This window comes from Sphaerisporangium album, assembly GCF_003323745.1.
GTDB lineage: Bacteria > Actinomycetota > Actinomycetes > Streptosporangiales > Streptosporangiaceae > Sphaerisporangium > Sphaerisporangium album.
This window is the reverse complement of the sequence record NZ_QOIL01000019.1, coordinates 95,534-116,134: the sequence shown is the minus strand read 5'-3', so window position 1 is coordinate 116,134 and position 20,601 is coordinate 95,534. Positions and strand designations below refer to the sequence as shown.

Sequence of the window (20,601 nt, the reverse complement as noted above, 5' to 3'; positions counted from 1 at the left end):
AGTGCTCATGTTGTTCACGGCGCCCGTTCCGGTGGGCGGGGCGGTCACATGGTCGTGCGCGCCGACCAGAGTTCGGGGAAGACGTCGCGGCGCAGGCTGCGTTCCAGCCAGGTCAGGCCGCTCGAGCCGCCGGAGCCCGGCTTGGCGCCCATCGAGCGGCGCACGGCCATGAGGTGACGGTAGCGCCAGTCCGAGAACCGCTCGGACAGGTCGGTGAGCGTCTCGGCGAGCGTCCAGAGCTCGTCGCCCGGGCCCTGTTCGGCGTAGATCTTCACCCAGGCGGCCTCGACCAGCGGGCTCGGGACGTACTCGGCGGCCGGGTCGCCCGCCGGGGGGACGTCGAACCCGCGCCGGGCGAGCAGGGCCAGCACGGTGTCGTACAGGCTCGGGGCCCGCAGCGCCGCGACCAGCTCGCGGTACACCTTCGGGTCGCGGCGGTGCGGCCGGGTGAGCGGCTCGGACTTGTTGCCGAGCAGGAACTCCAGGTGGCGGTACATGGCGGACTGGAATCCGGAGGCCTCGCCGAGCGCGTCGCGGAAGGAGTTGAACTGCGCGGGGGTCAGCCAGCCGAGCGCGCCCCAGGCGGCGTTGAGCGCCTCGAAGTAGCGGACGCTGCGGGCCAGCACGGCGGTGGCCTCGGCCACGCGCTCGGCGTCCAGCAGCCGCTGGGCCAGGTGCCACTCCGCGCGGATCAGCCCGAAGTACAGCTCCATCACCTGGGTCGTGACCAGGAAGGCGCGTTCCTCGGGGATGTCGGTGATCGGCCGCTGGAGGGCGTGCAGCTCCTGCGCGGCCACGTAGTCGTCGTACGGTGTGCCGGAGGTGAACTCCAGCGTGGGCCTGCCGTGGTTCGCCGCCGCCCGTGAGGCGCGCTGCCGTACGTCCGCCGGGCGCACCCGCGCCCCGCCTGCCCGCCGTCTGCTCGTCATTCTCGTCTCCCTGTTTCACCTCCATGTTCACTTAGGTCGAATTTTAGTGAAATACTGGGCCAGGAGCGATTCTGGCGTTCGGCTTTCTGGATGAAAGGTGCAAACCGGGTTCCGGTTTGCGAATGACGGAGCGTGACCGTGGACGCGATGGACTGGGCCCTGCTCGCCGAACTACAGGCGGACGCGCGGCTGTCGTACAGCGAGCTGTCCCGCCGTGTGCATCTGTCCGCGCCCGCCGTGGCCGAACGGGTGAGGCGGCTGGAGGAGGCCGGCGTGATCGCGGGCTACCACGCCCGCGTCGACCTGTCCCGGGCCGGGCGTAAGGTCAGCGCGCTCATCCGCATGTCCTGCTACGGCGTGCGCTGCGTGCTGCGCGACCCCCTGGCGCTGGCCTGGCCGGAGATCGTCGAGGTGCACCGCGTGACCGGCGACACCTGCTGCCTGCTGCGCGTCGCCACCACCTCGATGGGCGCCTTCGAGGAGCTCATCGACCGCCTGGCCCCCTACGGCCAGCCGTCCAGCATGATGATGCTGTCCAGCCCCCTCCCCTGGCGCGCGCTGAGCCCCGTCGACGAGTGACCGACCGCGCCGTTCAGCCGCGGGCGGAGGCGAGCCGGGCGGTCAGGTCGCGGGCCGTGTGCGCGCAGATCGGCGCGGACGGGTCTATGACCGACCAGTGGTCGCCCGGGCGTTCGATGTAGAGGGCCTCGCCGCCCGCGGCGGCCGCGTACCTGCGGGCCATGTCCACGAGGTCGGGGTCGTCGGACGCGCCCTGGACGACCAGGTGCGGCACTCCGAGCGGCAGCCGCCCCAGCGGGCTCGCGGCGGCGTACACCTCGGGAAGCTCCTCCGGCGTCCCGCCGAGCGCGCCGGCGACGGCCCCCGAGCTCATGTGCCGCCTGTGCCCCTCCACCAGGTCCAGCACCCCGGCCAGCGAGACGGCGACCGCGATCGCTCCCCCGGCGTCGGCCGCCGCGCGCAGGGCGAGCTGCCCGCCCGCCGAGTGACCGGCCACGGCGACCCTGCCGAGGTCCACCGGAACGTCCATGGACCGCAGCGCGGCGATGCCCGCGGCCACGTCGGCGGTGGTGGCGTCCCAGCCGTGCAGGTCGGGGCGGCGGTATTCGAGGTTCCAGGACGCGAGGCCCCGGCGCGCGAGATCGACGGCGAGCGCGTCCATGAGGTCGGCGCCCCAGACCGACCGCCAGTAGCCACCGTGGACCAGCACCACGACCGGCGCCACGACCGGCACCGTGACCGGCACGGGCGAACGCGCCGGCGGCGCGGGAAGGCGCAGCTCCGCCCACTGGTCGGGGTGGGGGCCGTACGCGATCCGGCGCGCGGGCCATCTCAGCCGGTGCACCGCGTGGCGGATCGCCCAGATCAGCCCGCCGACGCCGCGTCCCTGCTGGTGCGCCGCCCCTCCGGCCACCGGGACCGGACCCGTGCGCTCCAGGTCGAGCCACACCGTACGCGGCGCGTACGCGGCGGGCAGCCCCATGAGCGCTCGGACGTCCGGGTGCGGCCCCGGCAGGACGACGACCGCGCAGTCTCCCGAGGTCGCGCCCAGCTCGGCCTCCAGCGCCGCGGCGTCGCCCGCGACCGCGAACCGCGCGGGAACCCCGAGCGCGGCCGCCTCGGCCCCGGCGACCTCCCTGAGCAGCCGCGCGTCGGCCACCAGCCCCGGCCCGGCCACAACGAGCACGCGCACACCGCACCTCCGTCCACCATCTGCTCGCGAACCTACCCCCGGCTACTCGCGCAGCATCGGCAGGACGGCCGTTCCGAGGAGGTCGACCCCCTCGTCGTCGGTGAGACCGTGCGGCGTGCCGAACTCGACCCGGCGGACGCCGGCGTCGAGCAGCGCCCGCGCCTGCGCGGCCACCTGGCCGGGGGTGCCGGAGAAGGCGAACAGGTCGAGGACGTCGTCGGGGATCAGCGCCCCGGCGGCGCGGTCCTCCCCCGAGGCGACCAGGGCTTTGACGCGGGCGAGCAGGTCCGCGGGGACGTCGGCCGTCGGGTCCAGGTCCGCGACCACCGCGAGGTACATCGCGACCTCCGTGCGGGCTCGCGCGCGGGCGGCGGCTCCGTCTCTGTCGACGACCGTGACCGCGCCGAGCACGATGCCGACGTCGCCGGGGTCGCGCCCGGCCGGGACGGCACCGGCGCGCACCCGTTCGCGGATCACCGGGACCATCGCCGGGTTCGCGCTGCCGCCGACCTTGATCTCGTCCGCGATCCGCCCGGCCAGCGCCGCCCCCTTGGGGCCCCACGCGCCGAGCAGCAGCGGCGGCCGGGGGCGCCGCACGGGGTAGCGCAGCCGCGTGCCCGGTTCGAGGCGGAACATCTCGCCCTCGAAGCCGCCGTCGTCTCCCCCGAGCAGCCGGTAGACGACCTCGGCCGCCTCGGCGAGGGCGGTGAGCGGGCGGGGCTGGGGGATGCCGACCGCGCCGAGCCAGGTCCCGCGCGCCAGGCCCAGGTACGCGCGCCCGTCCGAGGCGAGGTCGAGGGCCGCGACCTGCCCGGCGATCTCGTACGGCGCGAGCGAGTACGGGTTGAGGCAGGCGGCGCCGAGCCGGACGCGCCGGGTGGCGGCGGCCATCTCCAGCAGCGGGAAGACGGGCGGCTGGTACATCAGGTCGCCGAAGACGCTGACCACGTCGAACCCGTGCACCTCGGCCCGGCGCGCGAGCCGCGCGTAGTCACCGGCGCGCTTGTCGCTCTGCAGCCCGAGGCCGATCTCGGCGGCGGTCATTTCCGAAGCTCCCGTCTCAGGTCAGGTCGGCGGAGTTCATGCGGCGGCGGCCCGTGCGCTCGACGCGCATGATCAGGCGTTCCTCGGGGTCCGGGCAGGCGAACAGCGCGTCCTTGGCGAGCCAGTCGCCGGAGGCGAGGTCGCGCTGCTTGGCCGCGAGGAAGGGCAGCACGGCGGCGAGGGCGTACACGCAGAAGTGCCTGCCGTCGGGCAGGCGCAGGTGGGCGCTGCGCTCCAGCGTGAAGTGGTCGCCGGTCGCCATGCCGCACACCGACCTGCCCTCGATCCGGTCCACGACGACCCGCAGGTCGTACAGCTCCATGTCCCCGGACTCCCCGGACTCCCCGGACTCCCCGGGCTCCTGGAGGTCCCCGGTCCGCCCCGGGTCCGCGTCCGCGAGGCTCGCGGCCTCCCCGGGTTCCCGGACGTCTCCCGCGTCGTTCACTGCGGTCTCCTGTCGGTCGTGTCCAGCGGCGGTCATGCGAGGGACGGGACGGCCGCGTCGTCGCGGACGACGGCGCCGCCCTTCATCACCCATCTCACCGTGCGGAAGGCCGAGGCGGAGGCGAGGGGGTCGGTGTCCGTGGCGACGAGGTCGGCGTACCTGCCGGCTTCGACGGTGCCGAGGTCGGCGTCGGCGCCGAGCCAGCGGGCCGGGCCGAGCGTCGCGGCGTGGAGGGCACGGGCGGGGCCGAGGCCCGCCTCGGACATGTGCTCCAGTTCCCTGACCGTGGCGTTGGTGCCCTCGAACGGCCAGAACGGCGGCATGTCGCTCCCGAGCAGGACGGTGACGCCCGCGTCCAGGGCCATGGCGTAGCTCTCCAGGTGGCGGGGGCCCGCCCCGAGCGAGCGGGCGCGCATCCAGGCGGGGACGCCGAGCTCCTCGAAGAAGTCCGCGCAGCGCGTGACGAGCAGGGTGGGCACGAGGGCGGTGCCGCGCGCGGCCATGGCGGCGGCGACCTCGGGGGTGAGCTCGTAGCCGTGCTCCACGCAGTCGAGCCCCAGCGCGACGGCCTCGGCGATGACGGTCGCCGGGCCGGCGTGCGCGGTGACCTTGCGTCCCCAGGCGTGCGCCGTCTCCAGCACCGCGGCCATCTCGTCTGCGGACAGCTGCGGGGTGTCGATGCGCTCGTTCTCGCCCGCGATGCCGCCGGAGATCATGAGCTTGATCAGGTCGGCGCCCGCCTTGATCTGGGCGCGGACGCCCCGGCGGAACTCGGCGGGGCCGTCGCATTCGAGGGTGTCGGTGCCCTCGTGCCCGTGCCCGCCGGTGCAGACCAGGGCACGCCCCGCGGTGAAGACGCGCGGCCCGGGGACGCGGCCGGCGTCGATCGCGCGGCGCAGCGCGAAGTCGGCGTGGTCCTTCTCGGCGACGCACCTGACGGTGGTGACGCCGCAGGCGAGCGTGCGGCGGGCGCCGTCGGCCATGTAGAGGGCCAGGTCGTGCGGGCCCATGGCCTTGACGCCTTCCCCCTCGGCCCCGGGGAGCGACAGCGAGAGGTGGGTGTGCATGTTGACGAGGCCGGGCGTGACGTAGGCGCCGCCCAGGTCGATCACCGTGGCCTCGGACGCCTGGGGCATGACCTCGGCGAGCGGCCCGGCGGCGGCGATCCGCTCGCCACGGATCAGGACGGCCGCATCGGGAACGGGGGCGCCGCCCTCGGCCGTCCTGCCGTCGACCACCGTGCAGTTGACGATGACCTTGTCGCCCATCGGCCGGCCCCGATCCCTGAGAAACCCGAATGTTCATGAACAAACGTGCGGTTGTTCAGGGCGTAATATAGCCGTCTTCGCAGTATGTCCCGCTAGTCCAGCGGACAAACCGGTTACCATGTTCACGGAATTTCATGAAGGCGGACCCACTGGACGCGTCAGGAACCGCCGGACGCGCGCGCCGCGACGCCGCGCGCCGCCTACGGCGCGTCGGAACGTCCGGCGCGGACGCCCTCCGCCTCCGTCAGGGGATCGTCAGCCGCAGCCCTCGAACTGCGGCACGCTGAACGTGAGAGCCAGCCCGGACTTGGCGAACCACTTCTGCAGCAGCTTCTTGGCCGTGCCGTCCTGGTACATCTCGGTGAGGGCCTTGTTCACCGCCTCGCAGCCGTCGATGTCGCCGCTGCGGATGCCCACGCCGTACTTCTCGTCGCTGAACGGCGCGTTGACGATCGCGGTGCCGGGGGTCGCAAACCCCGCGAGGATCAGATCGTCGGTCGAGACCGCGTCCACCTTCCCCGACCGCAGGTCCTTGACGCACTCGCTGTAGGACTCCGACGGCACCAGGGCGACGGGGACCTTGCGCTCCTCCTTCACCCGCTTCCAGGAGTTGGACCCGGTCACCTGGCACAGCTTGCGGCCGCGCAGGTCGCGGACGTTGTCGATCCGCGCCTGCCCGGTGCGCACGAGGGTGTCCTGGTGGGCGACGTAGTAGGGGCCGCCGAACCCGACCTTGGTCTTGCGCTCGGGGGTGATCGAGTAGGTGGCGAAGATCAGGTCGACCCTGCCGTCGATGAGCGCCTTCTCTCGCTCCCCCGACGTCACCGGGACGAAGTTCGCCCGCTTGCCGAGCTTGGCGGCGACGTAGTTCGCGACGTCGACGTCGAAACCCTCGAACCTCCCCGACACCAGCATGCCGAGACCGGGCTGGTCCTTCTTGACCCCGACGACGAGGGCGTCCTTGTCGAGGACCGACGTGCCGGCGGCGCAGGACGCGGCGAGGGGGACCGCCGCCGCCACGGCGAGCGCGACGGCGGCGGCGCGGCGCGGGCGACCGGCCCTGCCCAGAGGGCCGCGCGTCCGGATGAGCGTGAGCATCGATACGTTCCCTTCAGCGGTACTCGGCGAGCCGGGGCCGGACACCGACGAGGACCAGCACGATGGCGAGCAGCGCGGCGGCGGGAGGCAGCCAGTCCCACCCGCCGAGGGCGCGGTCGCCGTCGGCCACGGCGTCGTCGAACGCCTTGCGGTGCAGGCCGGTCAGCTTGACCAGCGCCTCGTCGTAGTCGCCGAAGGCCGGTCCCATGACCTTGCCCACGGCGTCGCGGCGCGCCCCGGAGGTGGCCGTCTGGCGTATCTGCCGGTCGTTGCGCTGGAACGCCTGGTAGAGACGCAGCACCCGGGCGACGGCGGCCTCCTGCCCGGGAAGGCTGCCGCCGGAGGCCTCCGTGCCGTAGAACCCGAGGAAGGTGACCTTGCCGGGATAGGCGGCCACCGCCGAGTCCAGGGCGGTGTAGTACTTGTCCAGGTTGCCGCCGGGCACGTAGAGAACGGCCTGCGACTTGTCGAGGTACACCTGCTCGTAGGTGTCGGCCCGCTGCGGGTCCAGCAGGTACCGGATCTCGTCGCCGTGCAGGGTGTTGCCGATGGCGCGGGCGCGGGACAGCGCGAGGACGGAGTTGAAGCCGTCCTCCTTGGCGGAGGTGAGCGCGTTGCCCTCGTGTTGCAGCACGACGATGCCCGCGAGGGTGAGCGCGCCGACGACGGCGGTGGCGACCAGCAGCGGCAGGTTGAGCGTGCGCCGGAAACCACGGCTCAGGAAGACCTGGAGCGCGACCAGCGCGGCGAGCGCGATCAGCCCGGTGAGGCCGACCCACAGCCGCCCGGTCCGCACCGAGTCCAGCTCGGCGAGGGAGGAGTGACGGACGATGGTGGCGCTGTCGAGGGTGAGGTTGTAGGCCTGGGGGAGCAACTGGAGCCGCATCAGGTCGGTGGCCTCGCGGTACTCCTTGAGCACCTCGGCCGGGGGCGGCCCGGCGTCGTGCCCCGCCTGCTCGTCCAGCAGCAGGGCGCGGGCGGCGAGCCGCTCGTAGCGGCCGAGCCCGTCGAGCAGCGCGCGTACGGTGGTCTGTCCGGTGGCGTCGCCGCCCGCGAGGTCGGCCGCCTGGAGCACCGCCCGGTCGGCCTGCGCGCGGCGCTGCTCGTAGCGGTCGAGCATGCCCTGGCGGCCCGCCTGGAAGCCGGCGTCCCTGCCGGTGAGCAGCAGGCCGGCGACCTGCGCGTCCATGTCGCTGAGCGCGAAGTAAAGGTCGGCGGTGGCGACGACCTGCGGGCCGGCGGTGTGGCCGATGGCCCGCAGCCCGTCTCTGGCGTGCCCGATGGACAGGGCCACCGCGCCGGACACCAGAAGCACGGTCGCCGTGGCGACGGCCGCGAGGAGGCGGATCCAGCCGGGCACGGTGCGCACCCGGGTGACGCGGCGCAGCGACGGCGAGCCGACGACGGAGCCCGGCACCGGGACGGCGACGGGGCCGGGCGCCGGGGCGGGATCGGGGGGCGCGGCGGGCGCGGGGGCGGACGCCGCGGGGGGACCGGCGATCGTCATGTCAGCCCTTCCGCACGGTGAGGAGAGTCCAGGCGCCGACGTGGACGCGGTCGCCGTCTTCGAGCGGGACCGGCACGTTGACCTCGATGATCTTGCCGTTCACCAGCGTGCCGTTGGCTGAGCCGGGGTCGACGATCTGCCAGCTCCCGTCGGGCTGGGCGAGCAGCACGGCGTGCAGGTGGGACACTCCAGGGTCCTCGGGGGGCTCGGACAGGTCGATCTCGGGCACCATGGGCCGCGACTGCCGGCGCCGGCCGATGCGCGTCTCGGGCCCGCGCAGGGGCACCCGGCGCTCGGGACAGTAGGGCGGGAACGCGACCCTGGCCGCGTCGGGGCCGCCCTGGGCGATCATGCTCTCGTAGTGGGCGCGGTCGGCGTTGATCACCGCGACCCAGCCGCCCGCGGGGGCCGGGGCGGGCGCGGGCGGCTGCGCGGTGCGGTACGACGACGAGGGCGCAGGCGGCTGCCACCCCGGCTCGGCGGGCCGCCAGGACTGGGACGGCTGCGCGGGCTGCCACGGCGCGGGCTGCGGGGAGGAGCCGGTGGGCTGCGGGGCGGGACGCACGGCCTGGGACGGACCGGCGCCCGACCCGCCGAGCACGAAGTCGTACCCGCAGTTCTCGCAGAACCGGCCGGTGCGCGGAGCCCCGCAGTCGGGGCACGGGCCGTCCTCGCCGCCGGGGGCCGCGGACGGCCCCCCGGACGGCGCCGCGGGCACACCCGCGGCGGGGGCGCCCGTCATGCGTGCTCCGCAGGTGTCGCAGTACTCCTCGTCGGAGCTTTCGTGCCCTTGTGGGCAGATGGCCATCGCTCAGCTCTCCGGGTCCTTGCGCATGCGGACGGTTCGGACGGAGCGGGTGTCGAGTGCGATCTCATCCGCTTTGTCAACGACACGCTTGAGACGGGCGGTTCCCGTCGCGGGGTCGACGTCGATGACCTTGTCGAGCAGCTTGGCGGTCTCCTCGTTCCCGGCCCGCTCGGCGATGCCGCGCGCCTTGCCGAGCCGGGCGGTGGCGGTCTCGACGTCGCCGTCGTTGCGCGCCTGCAGGCCCTCCTGGATGAGCGAGGCGAGCTCCTGCTGCCCGGTGTAGTGGGCGACCCGGGGGTTGATGCGCGTGGACTGGACGGGGTCGTCGCTCCACTGGGCCAGGATGTTCCCGCTGGCCATGACCTCGCCGGTGGCGGGCTGGACGAGCTTGACCAGGGCCGCGCGCATCTCCTGGCCGACGTTGCCCGGGGGCACGCTGACGCTGACGTGGTACTCGCGGGTCTCGCCGCCCCACGCGCCGGTGGGGTAGTCGCCGGTGAGCGCGTCCACCTCGGTGCGGCGGCCGGTCAGGTCCTCCAGGGCGGGCGAGACCTGCTTGACGAAGTTCAGCTTCGCCGCGCGGGGCGCCCACACCCGCAGCGCGATGTCGGCGACGGTCTTGCCCATCGCGGCCTCGGTCATCGCCCGGAAGTCGGCCTCCAGCTCCTCGGGCCTGCGGACGTCCATCACGCTGCCGAGCAGGGTGGAGCCGATCCTGCGGACCTCGGCGACCACCCAGTCGGTGCCGACGCCGCGGCAGTCGCAGACGAACTTGCCCGCGGAGTAGGCGAGGTTGGCGTCGAACTCGGGGGCCGGCTCGTGCTCGTTCTTGCCGTCGGTGAGCAGGATGGCGTGCCGGATGGCGCCGGGGTGCTCGGCCTGGTGGGCGCTGAACAGGTCGGCGGCGCGGCGCAGCCAGCGGCCCATGGCGGTGCCGCCCTCGGCGCGCAGGCGGGCGATGGCCTCCTTGGCGGCCTGCCGGCTGTGGAAGTCGGCAGGGGCGAGCCGCCCCGAGCCCGGGAAGATCACCTCGGCCTGGTGGTTGCCGGAGATCACGGCGAAGTGGACGCCGTCGCGCAGGGTGTCCACGGCGGCCTGCGCGGCCTTGCGCGCGTCGTTGATCTTGCCGTAGGACATGGAGCCCGACGTGTCGATGATGATGACCTCGGCCGCCTCGGCCACGGAGGCGCTCCGCACCGGCCCGCTCGCCTCGACCGTGATGATGCCGTGGACCTCCTGGCTCCCCGCGGGCAGGTACTTGTTCTGGTCCACACGGATGGTGAAGTCAGTCACTTCTCTCCTTCGGGAAAGCCACCGTGGTGTCCGTCCGCTCCCCCTGGCCGAACGGGATGATCGCCACGGTGATGTTGTCGTGGCCTCCCGCCTCGATGGCCAGGCGTACGAGCCGCCGCGCCGCCACGAGAGGGGTGTCGTGCAACGCCGTGGCGGCCAGCGCCTCCGGCTCCGGGTAGTAGTTCCACAGGCCGTCACTGCACAGCAGCACCGCGCCGGGCCCGTCGGTGGTGAACGTCCTGACGTGCGGGACGACCTCGCCCGCGTCGGCGCCGAGCCACGCGGTCAGCATGTGGGTGCCGGGGGTCGCGTCGTCCTCGGTCAGCAGCGCCGACTGGCCGCCGAGCCAGTACGCGCGGCTGTCGCCCACCCAGCCCACCGTGACCTGCCGCCCGAGGACGATCGCCGAGACGTAGGTGCACGCGGGAGAGTCCTCGCCCGGGCGGGCGGCGGCGGCGACGGCGTCGGCGGCGAGGCGCACGGCCTCGCGGGTCGCGGCCTGCGCGTCGTCGCCGTCGGCGAGCCGCTTGACGATGGCCGCCGCCGCGACGTCGGCCGCCGCCTGGGACGCCTCGTCGGGGCGGGGCGAGCTGGACACGCCGTCGCAGACCACCGCGACGACCGCGCCCTGGCCGCCGGGCAGCAGCGCCATGGCGTCCTCGTTGCGGCTGTGGCGCAGGCCGCGGTCGCTCACGGCGGCCGAGTACGCCGCCTCGATCTCGACGTGGTCGCGGCCGGTTGGCTGGAGCATGCCGCAGTTCTCGCAGTAGCCGTCCGGCCCCACGGCGCAGGCCCCGCAGGCCGTGCAGGGGCCCGCCGGGGCGGTGGACAGGTCGTGGCCGCAGCTCTCGCAGAACGCCTCGCCGGCCAGGACGCGGGTGCCGCACGCGGGGCAGGCGCCGTTCACCACAGCGTCCTCGGGCGCACGGAGTTGGCCCGGCCGATGAGCGCGTACCGGTCCTCGGTGGACCGGGCCGAGCGGGCGAGCGCGCGGTACACCCGTTCCAGCTCGCCGCGCAGGCCGCGCTCGTTCAGCGGCGTGCCGAGCAGCGTGCCGGCGCCGCCGGCGGACTGGCCGGTGACGAACCGGGCGAGCGCGCTCTCCAGGACCTCCGAGGCCAGGCCGTCGCGGTCGCGCGAGTCGAGCTTCAGCACGCGCAGCCGCTCCCCCGCCGAGACCAGCTCGGGCTCGGCCGGGGCCTGACCGCGCACGATGACGGCGACGGCGGCGACCTGCGCGGCGGTGCGGTGGATCGAGGTGGGCGGCACCTCGTCCAGGGCGTGGACGGCGCCGGCGCGGTCGTCGTGGGCCAGCGCGATGCGGGCCAGGCCGAAGCACGCGCTGACGTAGGAGCGGTCGGTGCGCCAGACGGCGGCGAAGTGACGGGCGGCCTCGGCGCCCGCGCCCGCCGCCTCCAAGGCGAAGGCCAGGGCCAGCCGGGGCGCCGCCTCACCGGGGAACCAGGAGTAGAGCCCGTCGAAGAACCGCGCGGCCATGCCGGCGTCCCCGGAGGCCAGCTCGGCGACGCCGCGGTACCACCACAGCCGCCAGTCGCCCGGCAGGTCCGTGGCCGCGGCGGCGTACAGCGAGTCGGACACGGGACGGCCGAGCTCGCTCAGCACCCGGATCAGCGCGAGCTTGGTCTCCGGCGTGGGCGGCGCGGACTCCAGGACGGCGATCAGCTCGTCGGGACTGCCGGAGGTGAGCCCGGCGAGGAACCCGGCGGCGGGGTCGAGCGGGTCGACCAGGGGCACGGGGAGCGCGGAGGCGGCGTCGAGCCGGTCCGGCGCCCCGAACACCCGCCCGGTGCCGGCGGCGGCGAGCTCGGTGCCGACCGCGCCGCGCTCGGGGCCGAAGACGCCGGACTGCGCCGGGTGGGGCCTGCCTTCCTCCTCGGCCCTGGTCTCGCGCAGCACGCCGACGAGCTGCTCGGTCATCTCGGCGGCGCTCTCGAACCGGCGGGCCGGGTCGGCGTCGGTGGCGCGGCGCAGGAAGCGCATGAACGACTCGCGGCCCACGCCCATGTCGGGCAGCGGGGCCGCCGCGCCTGCGCTGGAGGGGCTGAACGGGAAGCTGAGCACGGCCAGGGTGCGTCCGACGGTGTACAGGTCGGAGGCGATCGACGGGCCGTGCGCGGCGATCTCGGGGGCCTGGTAGCCGATGGTGCCGTAGATCGCGCTGTCGGGGTCGTCGATGCGGCGGACGGCGCCGAGGTCGATGAGCTTGAGCTGCTCCTCGACCTGGATCACGTTGGCGGGCTTGAGGTCGCAGTACAGCATGCCCCGGTCGTGCAGGTAGCCGAACGCGCGCAGGATCTCCAGCCCGTACGCGATGACCTGGGACAGCGGCAGGGCCTCGCCGTTGGAGGTCTCCCTGAGCCGCTTGCGCAGCAGGTCCTGCAGGGACTCCCCGCCGACGTACTCCATGACGATGTAGCCGACCATCGTCCCCGTGCCGGGGTCGGGGTGGCTGACGAAGTTGAAGATCTTGACGATGTTCGGGTGGTCCATCGCCGTCAGGAAGCGCCGCTCGGCCTCGGCGGCGGCGAGCGCCTCCAGGTCGCCGGTGTCGAGCAGGCCCTTCATGACGACCCAGCGGCCGTCGAGGTTGCGGTCGGCGGCCAGGTAGATCCAGCCGAGGCCGCCGTGGGCCAGGCAGCCCTTGACCTCGTACTGCCCGGCCACCAGGTCGCCGGGGTGCAGTTTGGGGGTGAAGGAGAACCGCTGGCCGCAGTGCGGGCAGAACCCCTCGGGGCGTCCGGGACGCCCGTCCCTGTGGCGGCCGACGGGCTTGCCGCAGTCGGGGTTGCCGCAGAAGCGGCGGTCCTCGGGGACGACGGGGTCGGCCATCACGACGGCGGAGGGGTCCCGGTAGGGGACGGGAGGCACCTCGACCAGGCCCATGCCGAGCATGCCGCGCCGTGACCGGGTGCTGCCGCGGCGGGAGCCGCCGCTGCGCGTGCTCGGCGAGGTGCCGACGGAGCCGGTGACGGGCGCGCCGCCGATGGAGGGCATCGTCACCGGCGGCAGGGGCGCCGATCCCATCGGCGCGGAGGGGGCCGCTCCTGAGGGCGCGCCCGCCGGGGCGGACGGCCACGCGACTCCCGGGCCGCCGGGGACGGGGGCCGAGGGCCAGGCGACGCCGGGCGCGCCGGGGCCGGGCTGGCCCTGCGGCGGGAGGCCGGGCGCCCACCCGGAGGCCGGGCCCGCCGGTGAGGAGGCCGGGGCCGGGGCGGGCTGCGCGACGGGCGCCATGCCGCAGGTGTCGCAGTACCCGTCCACCACCGTCCCGGCGCATCCCGGCTGCGTGCACTTGGTCATCCGGCCGCTCCGATCCGCGTGATGGCCCGCTGGTATTCGGCGACCGCGACGGTGGCCCGCCGCAGGTCGCATGGCGCCGTCCAGAGCAGGTCGCGCGCCTTGCCGTACAGGTCGGCGAGCGCCATGTCCTCGGCGTGCCCGAGGCGGACGGCCTTGGCCTGGAAGGCGGACAGCCGCCCGCGAAGCTCGTCGCGGCGGCCGATGAGCCCGCCCAGGGAGTCGGCGACGCCCCGGGCCCGGGCCAGGGCCTCGTCCGCCGCGCGCTCCATGCCCGAGAGGCGCTCGGCCAGTTCCAGCCAGCGCCCGCCCAGCGTGCCGAGGGCGCCGAGCCGGTCGCGCAGCGCGGGCGCCTGGTCGGGCATCGCGGGCAGGGCCGGGGCGGCGATCTTGGCGACCACGATGTCGCGGACGCGCAGCGCCTCGCGCTCGGCCTCGGCGACCTCGTCGATGCGCTCGCCGAGGCGCCGGGTGCGCTCGGCGTGGTCGTGGCGGGCGAGCACGGCCCGGTCCAGCGCGGCCCTGCGCGCGGCGACGGCGGACGCCAGCGCGTCGAGCTCGCCGCGCCGCTCCCGCGACCCGAGGGGGTCGGAGGTGACGGCGGCGCGCAGGCGGGCGGCCTCGGCGTCCAGGCGCTCCAGGTCGGGGTCGTTGACGTCCAGGTCGCGGGCCAGTTCCCTGGCGGCGGCGCGGGCGGCGTCGGCCCCGTCGAGCACGGGCAGCAGGTCGGTCCAGGCGGCGTCCACTGCGGCGACGGTCTCGGCGACCTCGCGGTAGGCCTCGTCCATGCGGGCCAGCAGCACGTCCAGGGTGACGCGCTCGCCGGCGGCCTGGAGCAGGGAGCGCTTCTCGACGGGCACGTCGTCGGGCTTGAGCTCGGCGGAGGGGCCGGTGAGCAGCGCGGTGAGGGCGGCCACGTCAGGGCGGTTGACGGCCCTGAGCTCCTGCGCGAGGTCCAGGACGCGGCGGTAGGCGTCGAAGAGCCACCACAGCGTGACGTACCTGCCCTGGGCGTGCCGCCAGCGGCGGCCCGTCTCGCCGGCGGGCGTCATGCCGGTCAGCAGGCGGTGGCTCGGGTGGTCGTCCAGGTCGAGCAGGTCGCCGGCGACGCGGTCGCGCTCCTCGGTGCGGCGGCGCAGGGCATGGTCGATCTCGGCCAGGCCCATCGGCGGGCCGCCTGCCCCGCGCATGACCAACGCTCCGCGCCTCCCCCCGGTACGGGATGGACGAGTCCATCTCCATACACATTCTTTACCTAAACCCGGGAAGTGCGCGCCGCGCGCCCCGGCAGGTGAGCCAGAATTCGATCACATACCGGTCACGCGGCCGTCACGGGCGGGGATTGGGGCGGAACGGATACGGGACACGCGGGGAACGGGCGGCGAACGCCGTCGCCGGGACGCGGGCGCGGGGTCAGTGGCCGACGAGCCAGTTCCAGATGTCGCGCACGACGTCGAACCCGACGTCGGCGGCCCTGCCGACGACGCGGGCGACGGCCTCCCTGACCAGGTGCTCGATGGCGGTCTCGTCGCGGTGCTGCACCGCGTCGTCGAGCCGCGTGACGTACTCGGCGTCCTCCCGGCGCCTGGCCTCCACGGCCCGGGTCATGTCGTCGTCCTCGATCATGTCGGTTCCTCGTGTCCGGCCGGGGCGCCTGCCGTGGCGGCGTCCGGGAGAGGTGGCGCGGAGCTGCTCACAGGGGCTCAGAACGGCAGCCGGGACAGGTCGAAGGCGCGCGCGCCGCGGATGCCGTCCCACACCAGGAAGTTGCCGTACTCCCGCATCTCGGTGACCGGCACGCCCGCCAGCTCGGCGACGTCGTCCAGCACCCGCTGGAAGCGGAAGATCGCGGTGGGCCCCAGCTTGTTGACCACGTTCACCATGAGCGCGGCGAGGTTGAAGCGGAACAGCGCCGAGCAGGGCAGGACGCGGTGGTTGTCGCGCAGCCGCGAGAAGACGGCGGCGTGCTCGGGGTGGGCGGCGGTGTACCGCTCGCGGACCTCCCGCGAGAAGTGGCCCCGGTAGGTGACGGTCTGCCGGTCGAAACCGAGCCGGTCGTCGCGCACGGCGAACTCGCCGGTGTTGTAGGTGTGGGCGCTGAGCACGTCGCCCCAGGGTTCGACGAGCATCTGCTCGACGTGGGCCGCCTTGAGCTCCATGCGGGCGGTGAGGGGCGGGCTGGGGACGAAGGCTCCGCGTTCCCCGCGCATGTCGAAGATCCACGGCGGCGGGGTGAGCAGGTCGGCCTTGGTGAGGACGTGGGTCACCTTGCCGACGATCCGCCGCCGTTCCTCGGGGTCCGCGTCGTCCAGGAGGCGGCGCAGGTGGCGGGCCTCGTGGCCGGTGCAGCGGCTGTCGGCGTGCATGGCCCAGATGACGACGTCGCACTCGGCGAGTTTCTCCAGGTACATCGCGCGATAAGCCGCGTCCGCATCCTCCGAATCCCCGATTCCCGGCATATCCCAGAATGTCAATAAGTGGCCGGAATTACTGGGAACGGAAATGGCCAGGGGTTCACGGGTGGCGGGCTTCACGTCCCCCACGGGGAGTCGCGTGCCGAACAGGACGTTGAGCAAGGAGGACTTTCCAACCCCGCCATGCCCCATGACCGCCACGCTCAGAGCCTTGTTCGCCTCGGTGTCGCGTTCGCGGCGTACGTTCTGCCTGACCCGGTCGAGTTGATGCTCGTCGAGCGCGTCGACCGAGATCGGTCCGGTCCTTGCCACGGGCTCACCTCGGGTCATAGCGTTGACAACGGCACGGTGTTCACGGTGTTAACGGCGCCTCCGGCGTCCGCGACCCGTGACTCCACGACTCCTTTTGCCACCGGCCCCATCGTGGCCGATGATCCTTGCGATGTCCTTGCGGGGAAGGCCGTCGATCCGAGAATCGCAGAACCGATCCGGCGGTGAATGTGGCGGAATTCGACATCAGACTCCTCGGCGAAGTCGCGATCCTGGTGGACGGAACGCCGAGGAAACTCCTCCCCCAGACGGCCAAGGCCCTGGCCATTCTGCTGTCCTCCAGAAACCCCGTCCCCCAGGACACCCTCGCCGCCGCGCTCGGCCAGGGCCCCGACCGGCCGGTGCCGGACGTGGCGCCGCCGCTCTCCCGGCTGAGGCAGGCGCTCGCCGGGGCGAACCTGGACATCCCTCCCGCCAAGTGGTCCCACGCCTACGAGCTGGTCGAGAAGGAGCCCGGCATCCTCGCCGCCGCGCTGGACGCCTCCCGGTTCAGGGCGCGGCTGCGCGAGGGGCGGGAGCTGTACGAGTCCGGCGACCTCGCCGCCTCGCTGGCGCGCCTGCGCGCGGCGGCCGCCGAGTGGCGGGGGGCGCCGTTCGCCTCGCTGGCGGCGGGATGGTCGCTGCCCTGGGTCTGCGAGACCCACCGCGCCCGGCTGGAGGAGCAGCGCACCGAGCTCGTGCGCCTGGTGGCCCGCATCGCCCTGCGGCTCGGCCGCCACGAGGACGCCTCGTTCCTCGCCGAAGGCCCGGTGGGCGAGGGGCATGAGGACACCACCGCGATGTGGCTGCTGCGCTTCCTCACCACCCTGGGCGAGGACGGCGGGGCCGCCGCCCGCCGCATGGCCGGGGCGCGCCGCGCCCGCACCCCGGGCGACGAGGCCCTGCGCCGTGCCGAGGACCTGCTGACCCTGCACGAGCACGGCTTCGACGTGCGCACGCCCCTCGGCGCCGATCCCGGCCCCGCCGAGCGGGGCGGGCCCCGGGAGCTGGTCGGCCGCGAGCGGGAGCTCCAGGAGCTCTCGCGCCTGATCGGGCGGCTGGGCGGCGGGGACTCCGCCGCCCTGGCGCTGTGCGGCGCGGGCGGCATCGGCAAGACCCGGATGCTGCGCGAGGCGGCGCGCCTGGCCGCCGTGGCGCGCGTGCGCGCGGTCACCGTCATGTGCCGGCAGGCCGACGGGCTGCAACCGTGGCGCGAGCTGGCCGGCGCCCTGTGGGGCCACCTGCGCCGCGACCTCGCCGCGCCCGCCGACCCGATCGGCACCCAGGAGCGTGGCACGCTCGCCAAGCTCATGTCCGCCGCCGAGCTCGGCTCCCCCGCCCGTCCCGGCCACGAGCGCGACCCCCGGGAGCTGACCTTCCTGCTCACCGGCCTGCTGCGCCGCGCCGCCGGATCCGGCCTGCTGGTGGCGTTCGACAACGCCCACCTGCTCACCGGCTACACCGAGGAACTGCTCCAGCACGTGCGCAGGGGGCTCGGCGCCGCCCCGGTGGGCTTCCTGCTCGCCACGCGCGCGGAGGCCGCGCACTGGCGGCAGGCCATGGACACGCTCACGCTGTCCCCGCTCACGGTGGAGGAGGTCGGCGAGTGGCTGGGCCGCGCGTGGGGCCGCGAGCCCACCGGTGACGAGGTGCGCGAGGCCGCGCGCGTCACCGACGGCGTCCCGCTGGAACTGCACAACCTCACCGAGTACGGCGAGCCCCGCCCCGCGCCGGCCCGCGCCGAGCCCGCGGGCACCCCGGCCTTCCGCTGGCTTGCCGCGGCGGCGATCACCGCCGTGGGCCTGGACATCGACGCCGCGCTGGTCACCCGTATGCTCGGGCTGCGCCCGGAGGAGGCCGACCGCGACCAGGCAGTGGCGGTCGCGGGCAACGCCGTCCTGGGCCACGACCACCTGTGCTTCCCGCACGACCGGTCCCGCGAGGCGGTGCTCGACGGCCTCAAGGGCGACCCCGCGCTGGCCAGGGACCTGCACCGGCGGGCCTTCGAGGCGCTGACCGAGAGTGTGAACGGCGGCGGCTGGGCCGACCCTGCGCTCCCGGTGCGCATCGCCCGGCACGCCCGCGCCGCCGGGGCCGACCTGCCGCAGGAGCGCGTCGCCGCCGCGTGCCTGGACGCGGCGCGCGCCGAGCAGCGCGGGTTCGGCGTGGACGGCGCGGTCGAGTGGGCGCGGGCCGGGCTGCGGCTGCGGTCCGACCCGGCGACCCGCGTGGGGCTGCTGATCACCCTCGGCGACGCGCTCAGCGACGCAGGGGAGTTGGACGAGGCCGGGCGCCACTACCTGGCCGCGCACGACGCCGCCGAGAGGCTGCCCGAGCTCGCGGCCGCCGCGGCGATCCGGCTCGCCCGCCGCTGGTCCGCCCCCGGCCAGGCCGACCAGCAGCTCGTCCACCTGCTGCGCGGCGCGCTGGCCGCCCTCGGCGACGGGCCGGGCGGGCAGGCCGCCGAACTCCGGCTCCAGTTACGCGCCCACCTGGCCAAGAAGCGGACGATGGCCGTCAGCCCCGGCGCCGGCGCCGTACCCGCCGGGCCTCCCCCGGAGGTCGAGCTGGCCCGCGCCACCCTGCGCGAGCTGCCCGGGGACGGCGACCCGCTGGTGCGCTGCGAGGTGCTGAACGAGTGCCGCTGGGCCCTGTTCGACCACGCCTACCCCGGCGAGCTGATCGGCATCTCCGCGCGCCTGCGCGAGGCGGGCATCGGCGCGGGGTCGGCGTACTTCCAGAGCGAGGGCATGGTGGCGCTGGCCGTCGACCAGCTCCGGCTCGGCCTGCTGCCCGACGCGCTCGGCACCGTCGACGCCCACCGCCGGCACGTCGCCCGCAACCCCCGCGCGCTCGGCCCCTGGCTCCAGGCCACCTTCGACACGGTGATGGACCTGTGGGGCGGCGACTTCACGCGGGCGCGCGAGCGCCTGATGGGCGAGTCGCTCGGCATCGTGCAGGAGCTGGCCAAGGGCCAGGCCGTGGCGGCCGAGACGCTGTGGCAGACCTGGATGGGCCAGTACTTCTGGCTGCTGCGCGAGCGGGGGGCGATGGCCGAGCTGTTCGAAGGGGGCGTGGCCACCCAGATCGAGCAGCACGGCTACTTCCCGATCTGGCGGGCCGCGCACGTGCTGGCCCTGTGCGAGACCGAGCGGTACGACGAGGCCGCCGACCGGCTGACCGCCGTCGTCCGCGACACCGCGGGCCTGGCCGCGCTGCCGCCGCACGGCTGGACGGTTCCCACCCTCGCGGTGCTGGCCGAGGCGTGCGCGATGATCGACGAGGCGGGCGCGGAGGGCGCCGAGACCGACGGGCACGTGCGCCTGCTGCGCGAGCGCCTGGCCGCCTACCCCGGGGAGATCGTGCTCGCCGGGTGGCCGACGGTGCTGATCGGGCCCACGGCGCGGTTCCGCGGCCTGCTGGCGACCACGGCCGGCGACCCCGAGGACGCGCTGCGCTGCTTCGACGAGGCCAAGCGCCTGGTCTCCGGCGCGTCCCCGCACATGGCCCGCATCCAGCTCGACCGCACCAAGGCCCTGCGCCTGCTGGACCCCTCCGACACGACCGGCGAGGCCACCCGCCTCCTCCACCGCTCGCTACGCCAGTCCACCCGCCTGGGCATGACCCGCCTGGCGAACGAGGCCCGCGCCCTCCTGACCACCTGACCAACGGCCCTTGCCCCGCACTTTCGGAGATCTGGCGCGCCTGACGTGCGTGGTCGATACTTGTCAGATGGAACCCGCTGTGCACCAAGAGTCCGGCCTGATCAAGGCCACCTGGACGGATGGTGACCTCGACACGATGTCGTGGGACTCCTGCCAGGTACATGCCCTCGCCATCACCGACGACGAGGGCCTTCCCGACGACCTGACCCCGGAGGAGCGCCTGGAGTTGGACGACCTCGACCCCTCCGCGCCGTCGGGCCTGGCACTGCACTTCGATCTCGACTACATCGTGCGCCGGGTCGGGCCGGTGCCTCGGCGCGGCTTCGAGTTCTGGGTCGCGCCGGCCACGCTGGTCTTCGACTCCGTGTGGGCGGTCACCGGGGATCTGCGCTCCATCTGCCTTCCCCTTGAGACGAGGAACCTGCACCGGTCCACGCCCGTGATTCCGCGTGACGAGACACGGTGGCACCTGGAGGGCCGCGACTTCGACCTGAGGTTCAAGGCCCTGGGCTTCAGGCTCTATCTCCGCCGGCCCCCGCGTTACGGCCGTCGGGTGCTGCGGATGGCCGACCGCGGCGGGATCAGCTTCGAGGCACGCTCCTTCGCCTAGCCGGAGCTTCCGACGATCATGCCCCTTCGGATGACCTGGTCTCCGCGACGCTCGGCATATCCCCGTGACCTGCACCGGTCGATCCACCTCGAGGCTGGGGACGGCTTCGGGAGAAGGACGCCGTTCCCGGCCGCGTACCGCGCGGTGCGCGGCCGCGCCGCCTCACAATGGTCCCGGGGACC

The 20,601-nt window shown here is 74.4% G+C and carries 17 protein-coding genes; 3 read left to right on the top strand and 14 right to left on the bottom strand.

From position 1 onward, the window contains the following. Positions 1–44: 44 nt before the first annotated feature. Positions 45–929 carry a tryptophan 2,3-dioxygenase gene (locus DQ384_RS29385; RefSeq protein WP_114032120.1) on the bottom strand — a complete coding sequence of 295 codons (885 nt, stop codon included), beginning with the start codon at positions 927–929 and terminating at the stop codon, positions 45–47. Positions 930–1,076: 147 nt separating this feature from the next. On the opposite strand from DQ384_RS29385, the gene DQ384_RS29380 reads away from it, so the two are divergent. Beyond that, positions 1,077–1,508 carry an Lrp/AsnC family transcriptional regulator gene (locus tag DQ384_RS29380; RefSeq protein WP_220183212.1) on the top strand — a complete coding sequence of 144 codons (432 nt, stop codon included), beginning with the start codon at positions 1,077–1,079 and terminating at the stop codon, positions 1,506–1,508. Between the two features lie 13 nt (positions 1,509–1,521). Here the strand turns inward: DQ384_RS29380 and DQ384_RS29375 are convergent, their stop codons facing one another. The 13 genes from DQ384_RS29375 to DQ384_RS29315 form a co-directional block, all read right to left on the bottom strand. Next, the gene (locus DQ384_RS29375) at positions 1,522–2,640 is read right to left on the bottom strand and encodes an alpha/beta hydrolase family protein (RefSeq protein ID WP_114032119.1); all 1,119 of its coding nucleotides are present in this window, start codon (positions 2,638–2,640) and stop codon (positions 1,522–1,524) included. A gap of 42 nt (positions 2,641–2,682) precedes the next feature. Then, positions 2,683–3,684, bottom strand: coding sequence for an LLM class flavin-dependent oxidoreductase (locus DQ384_RS29370; protein WP_114032118.1), 1,002 nt, complete (start codon positions 3,682–3,684; stop codon positions 2,683–2,685). Between the two features lie 16 nt (positions 3,685–3,700). Beyond that, positions 3,701–4,129 (bottom strand): TIGR04076 family protein, encoded by a 429-nt coding sequence (locus tag DQ384_RS29365; RefSeq protein ID WP_220183206.1) that lies wholly within the window; start codon positions 4,127–4,129, stop codon positions 3,701–3,703. A 32-nt stretch (positions 4,130–4,161) separates the two neighbouring features. Then, positions 4,162–5,397, bottom strand: coding sequence for an amidohydrolase family protein (locus DQ384_RS29360; protein ID WP_114032117.1), 1,236 nt, complete (start codon positions 5,395–5,397; stop codon positions 4,162–4,164). A 255-nt stretch (positions 5,398–5,652) separates the two neighbouring features. Next, positions 5,653–6,495 (bottom strand): glutamate ABC transporter substrate-binding protein, encoded by an 843-nt coding sequence (locus DQ384_RS29355; protein ID WP_114032116.1) that lies wholly within the window; start codon positions 6,493–6,495, stop codon positions 5,653–5,655. A 13-nt stretch (positions 6,496–6,508) separates the two neighbouring features. Beyond that, on the bottom strand, positions 6,509–8,002 hold the full coding sequence (locus DQ384_RS29350; protein ID WP_245966867.1) for a hypothetical protein: 1,494 nt from the start codon (positions 8,000–8,002) through the stop codon (positions 6,509–6,511). A gap of 1 nt (position 8,003) precedes the next feature. Continuing rightward, positions 8,004–8,744: an FHA domain-containing protein gene (locus tag DQ384_RS29345; protein WP_245966866.1), complete on the bottom strand. Its 741-nt coding sequence runs from the start codon at positions 8,742–8,744 to the stop codon at positions 8,004–8,006. A gap of 69 nt (positions 8,745–8,813) precedes the next feature. Then, on the bottom strand, positions 8,814–10,103 hold the full coding sequence (locus DQ384_RS29340; protein WP_114032114.1) for a vWA domain-containing protein: 1,290 nt from the start codon (positions 10,101–10,103) through the stop codon (positions 8,814–8,816). After that, positions 10,096–11,010, bottom strand: coding sequence for a PP2C family protein-serine/threonine phosphatase (locus tag DQ384_RS29335; protein ID WP_245966865.1), 915 nt, complete (start codon positions 11,008–11,010; stop codon positions 10,096–10,098). Before DQ384_RS29335 ends, DQ384_RS29340 begins: the two co-directional genes overlap by 8 nt. Then, entirely contained in the window at positions 11,007–13,424 is a 2,418-nt protein-coding gene (locus tag DQ384_RS29330; protein WP_114032112.1) for a serine/threonine-protein kinase, read from the bottom strand. Before DQ384_RS29330 ends, DQ384_RS29335 begins: the two co-directional genes overlap by 4 nt. Beyond that, positions 13,421–14,611, bottom strand: a complete 1,191-nt coding sequence (locus DQ384_RS29325) for a hypothetical protein (RefSeq protein ID WP_147268934.1) — start codon at positions 14,609–14,611, stop codon at positions 13,421–13,423. Before DQ384_RS29325 ends, DQ384_RS29330 begins: the two co-directional genes overlap by 4 nt. Positions 14,612–14,834: 223 nt before the next feature. Further along, the gene (locus DQ384_RS29320) at positions 14,835–15,047 is read right to left on the bottom strand and encodes a hypothetical protein (RefSeq protein WP_114032110.1); all 213 of its coding nucleotides are present in this window, start codon (positions 15,045–15,047) and stop codon (positions 14,835–14,837) included. Positions 15,048–15,124: 77 nt separating this feature from the next. Beyond that, positions 15,125–16,147: a GTPase family protein gene (locus tag DQ384_RS29315; RefSeq protein ID WP_181871484.1), complete on the bottom strand. Its 1,023-nt coding sequence runs from the start codon at positions 16,145–16,147 to the stop codon at positions 15,125–15,127. 182 nt (positions 16,148–16,329) lie between these two features. Here DQ384_RS29315 and DQ384_RS29310 point away from each other — a divergent pair, with 182 nt between their 5' ends. Both DQ384_RS29310 and DQ384_RS29305 read left to right on the top strand, forming a co-directional pair. Then, positions 16,330–19,809: an AAA family ATPase gene (locus DQ384_RS29310; RefSeq protein ID WP_181871483.1), complete on the top strand. Its 3,480-nt coding sequence runs from the start codon at positions 16,330–16,332 to the stop codon at positions 19,807–19,809. Positions 19,810–19,876: 67 nt separating this feature from the next. After that, positions 19,877–20,419 (top strand): hypothetical protein, encoded by a 543-nt coding sequence (locus tag DQ384_RS29305; RefSeq protein ID WP_147268933.1) that lies wholly within the window; start codon positions 19,877–19,879, stop codon positions 20,417–20,419. Positions 20,420–20,601: the final 182 nt, after the last annotated feature.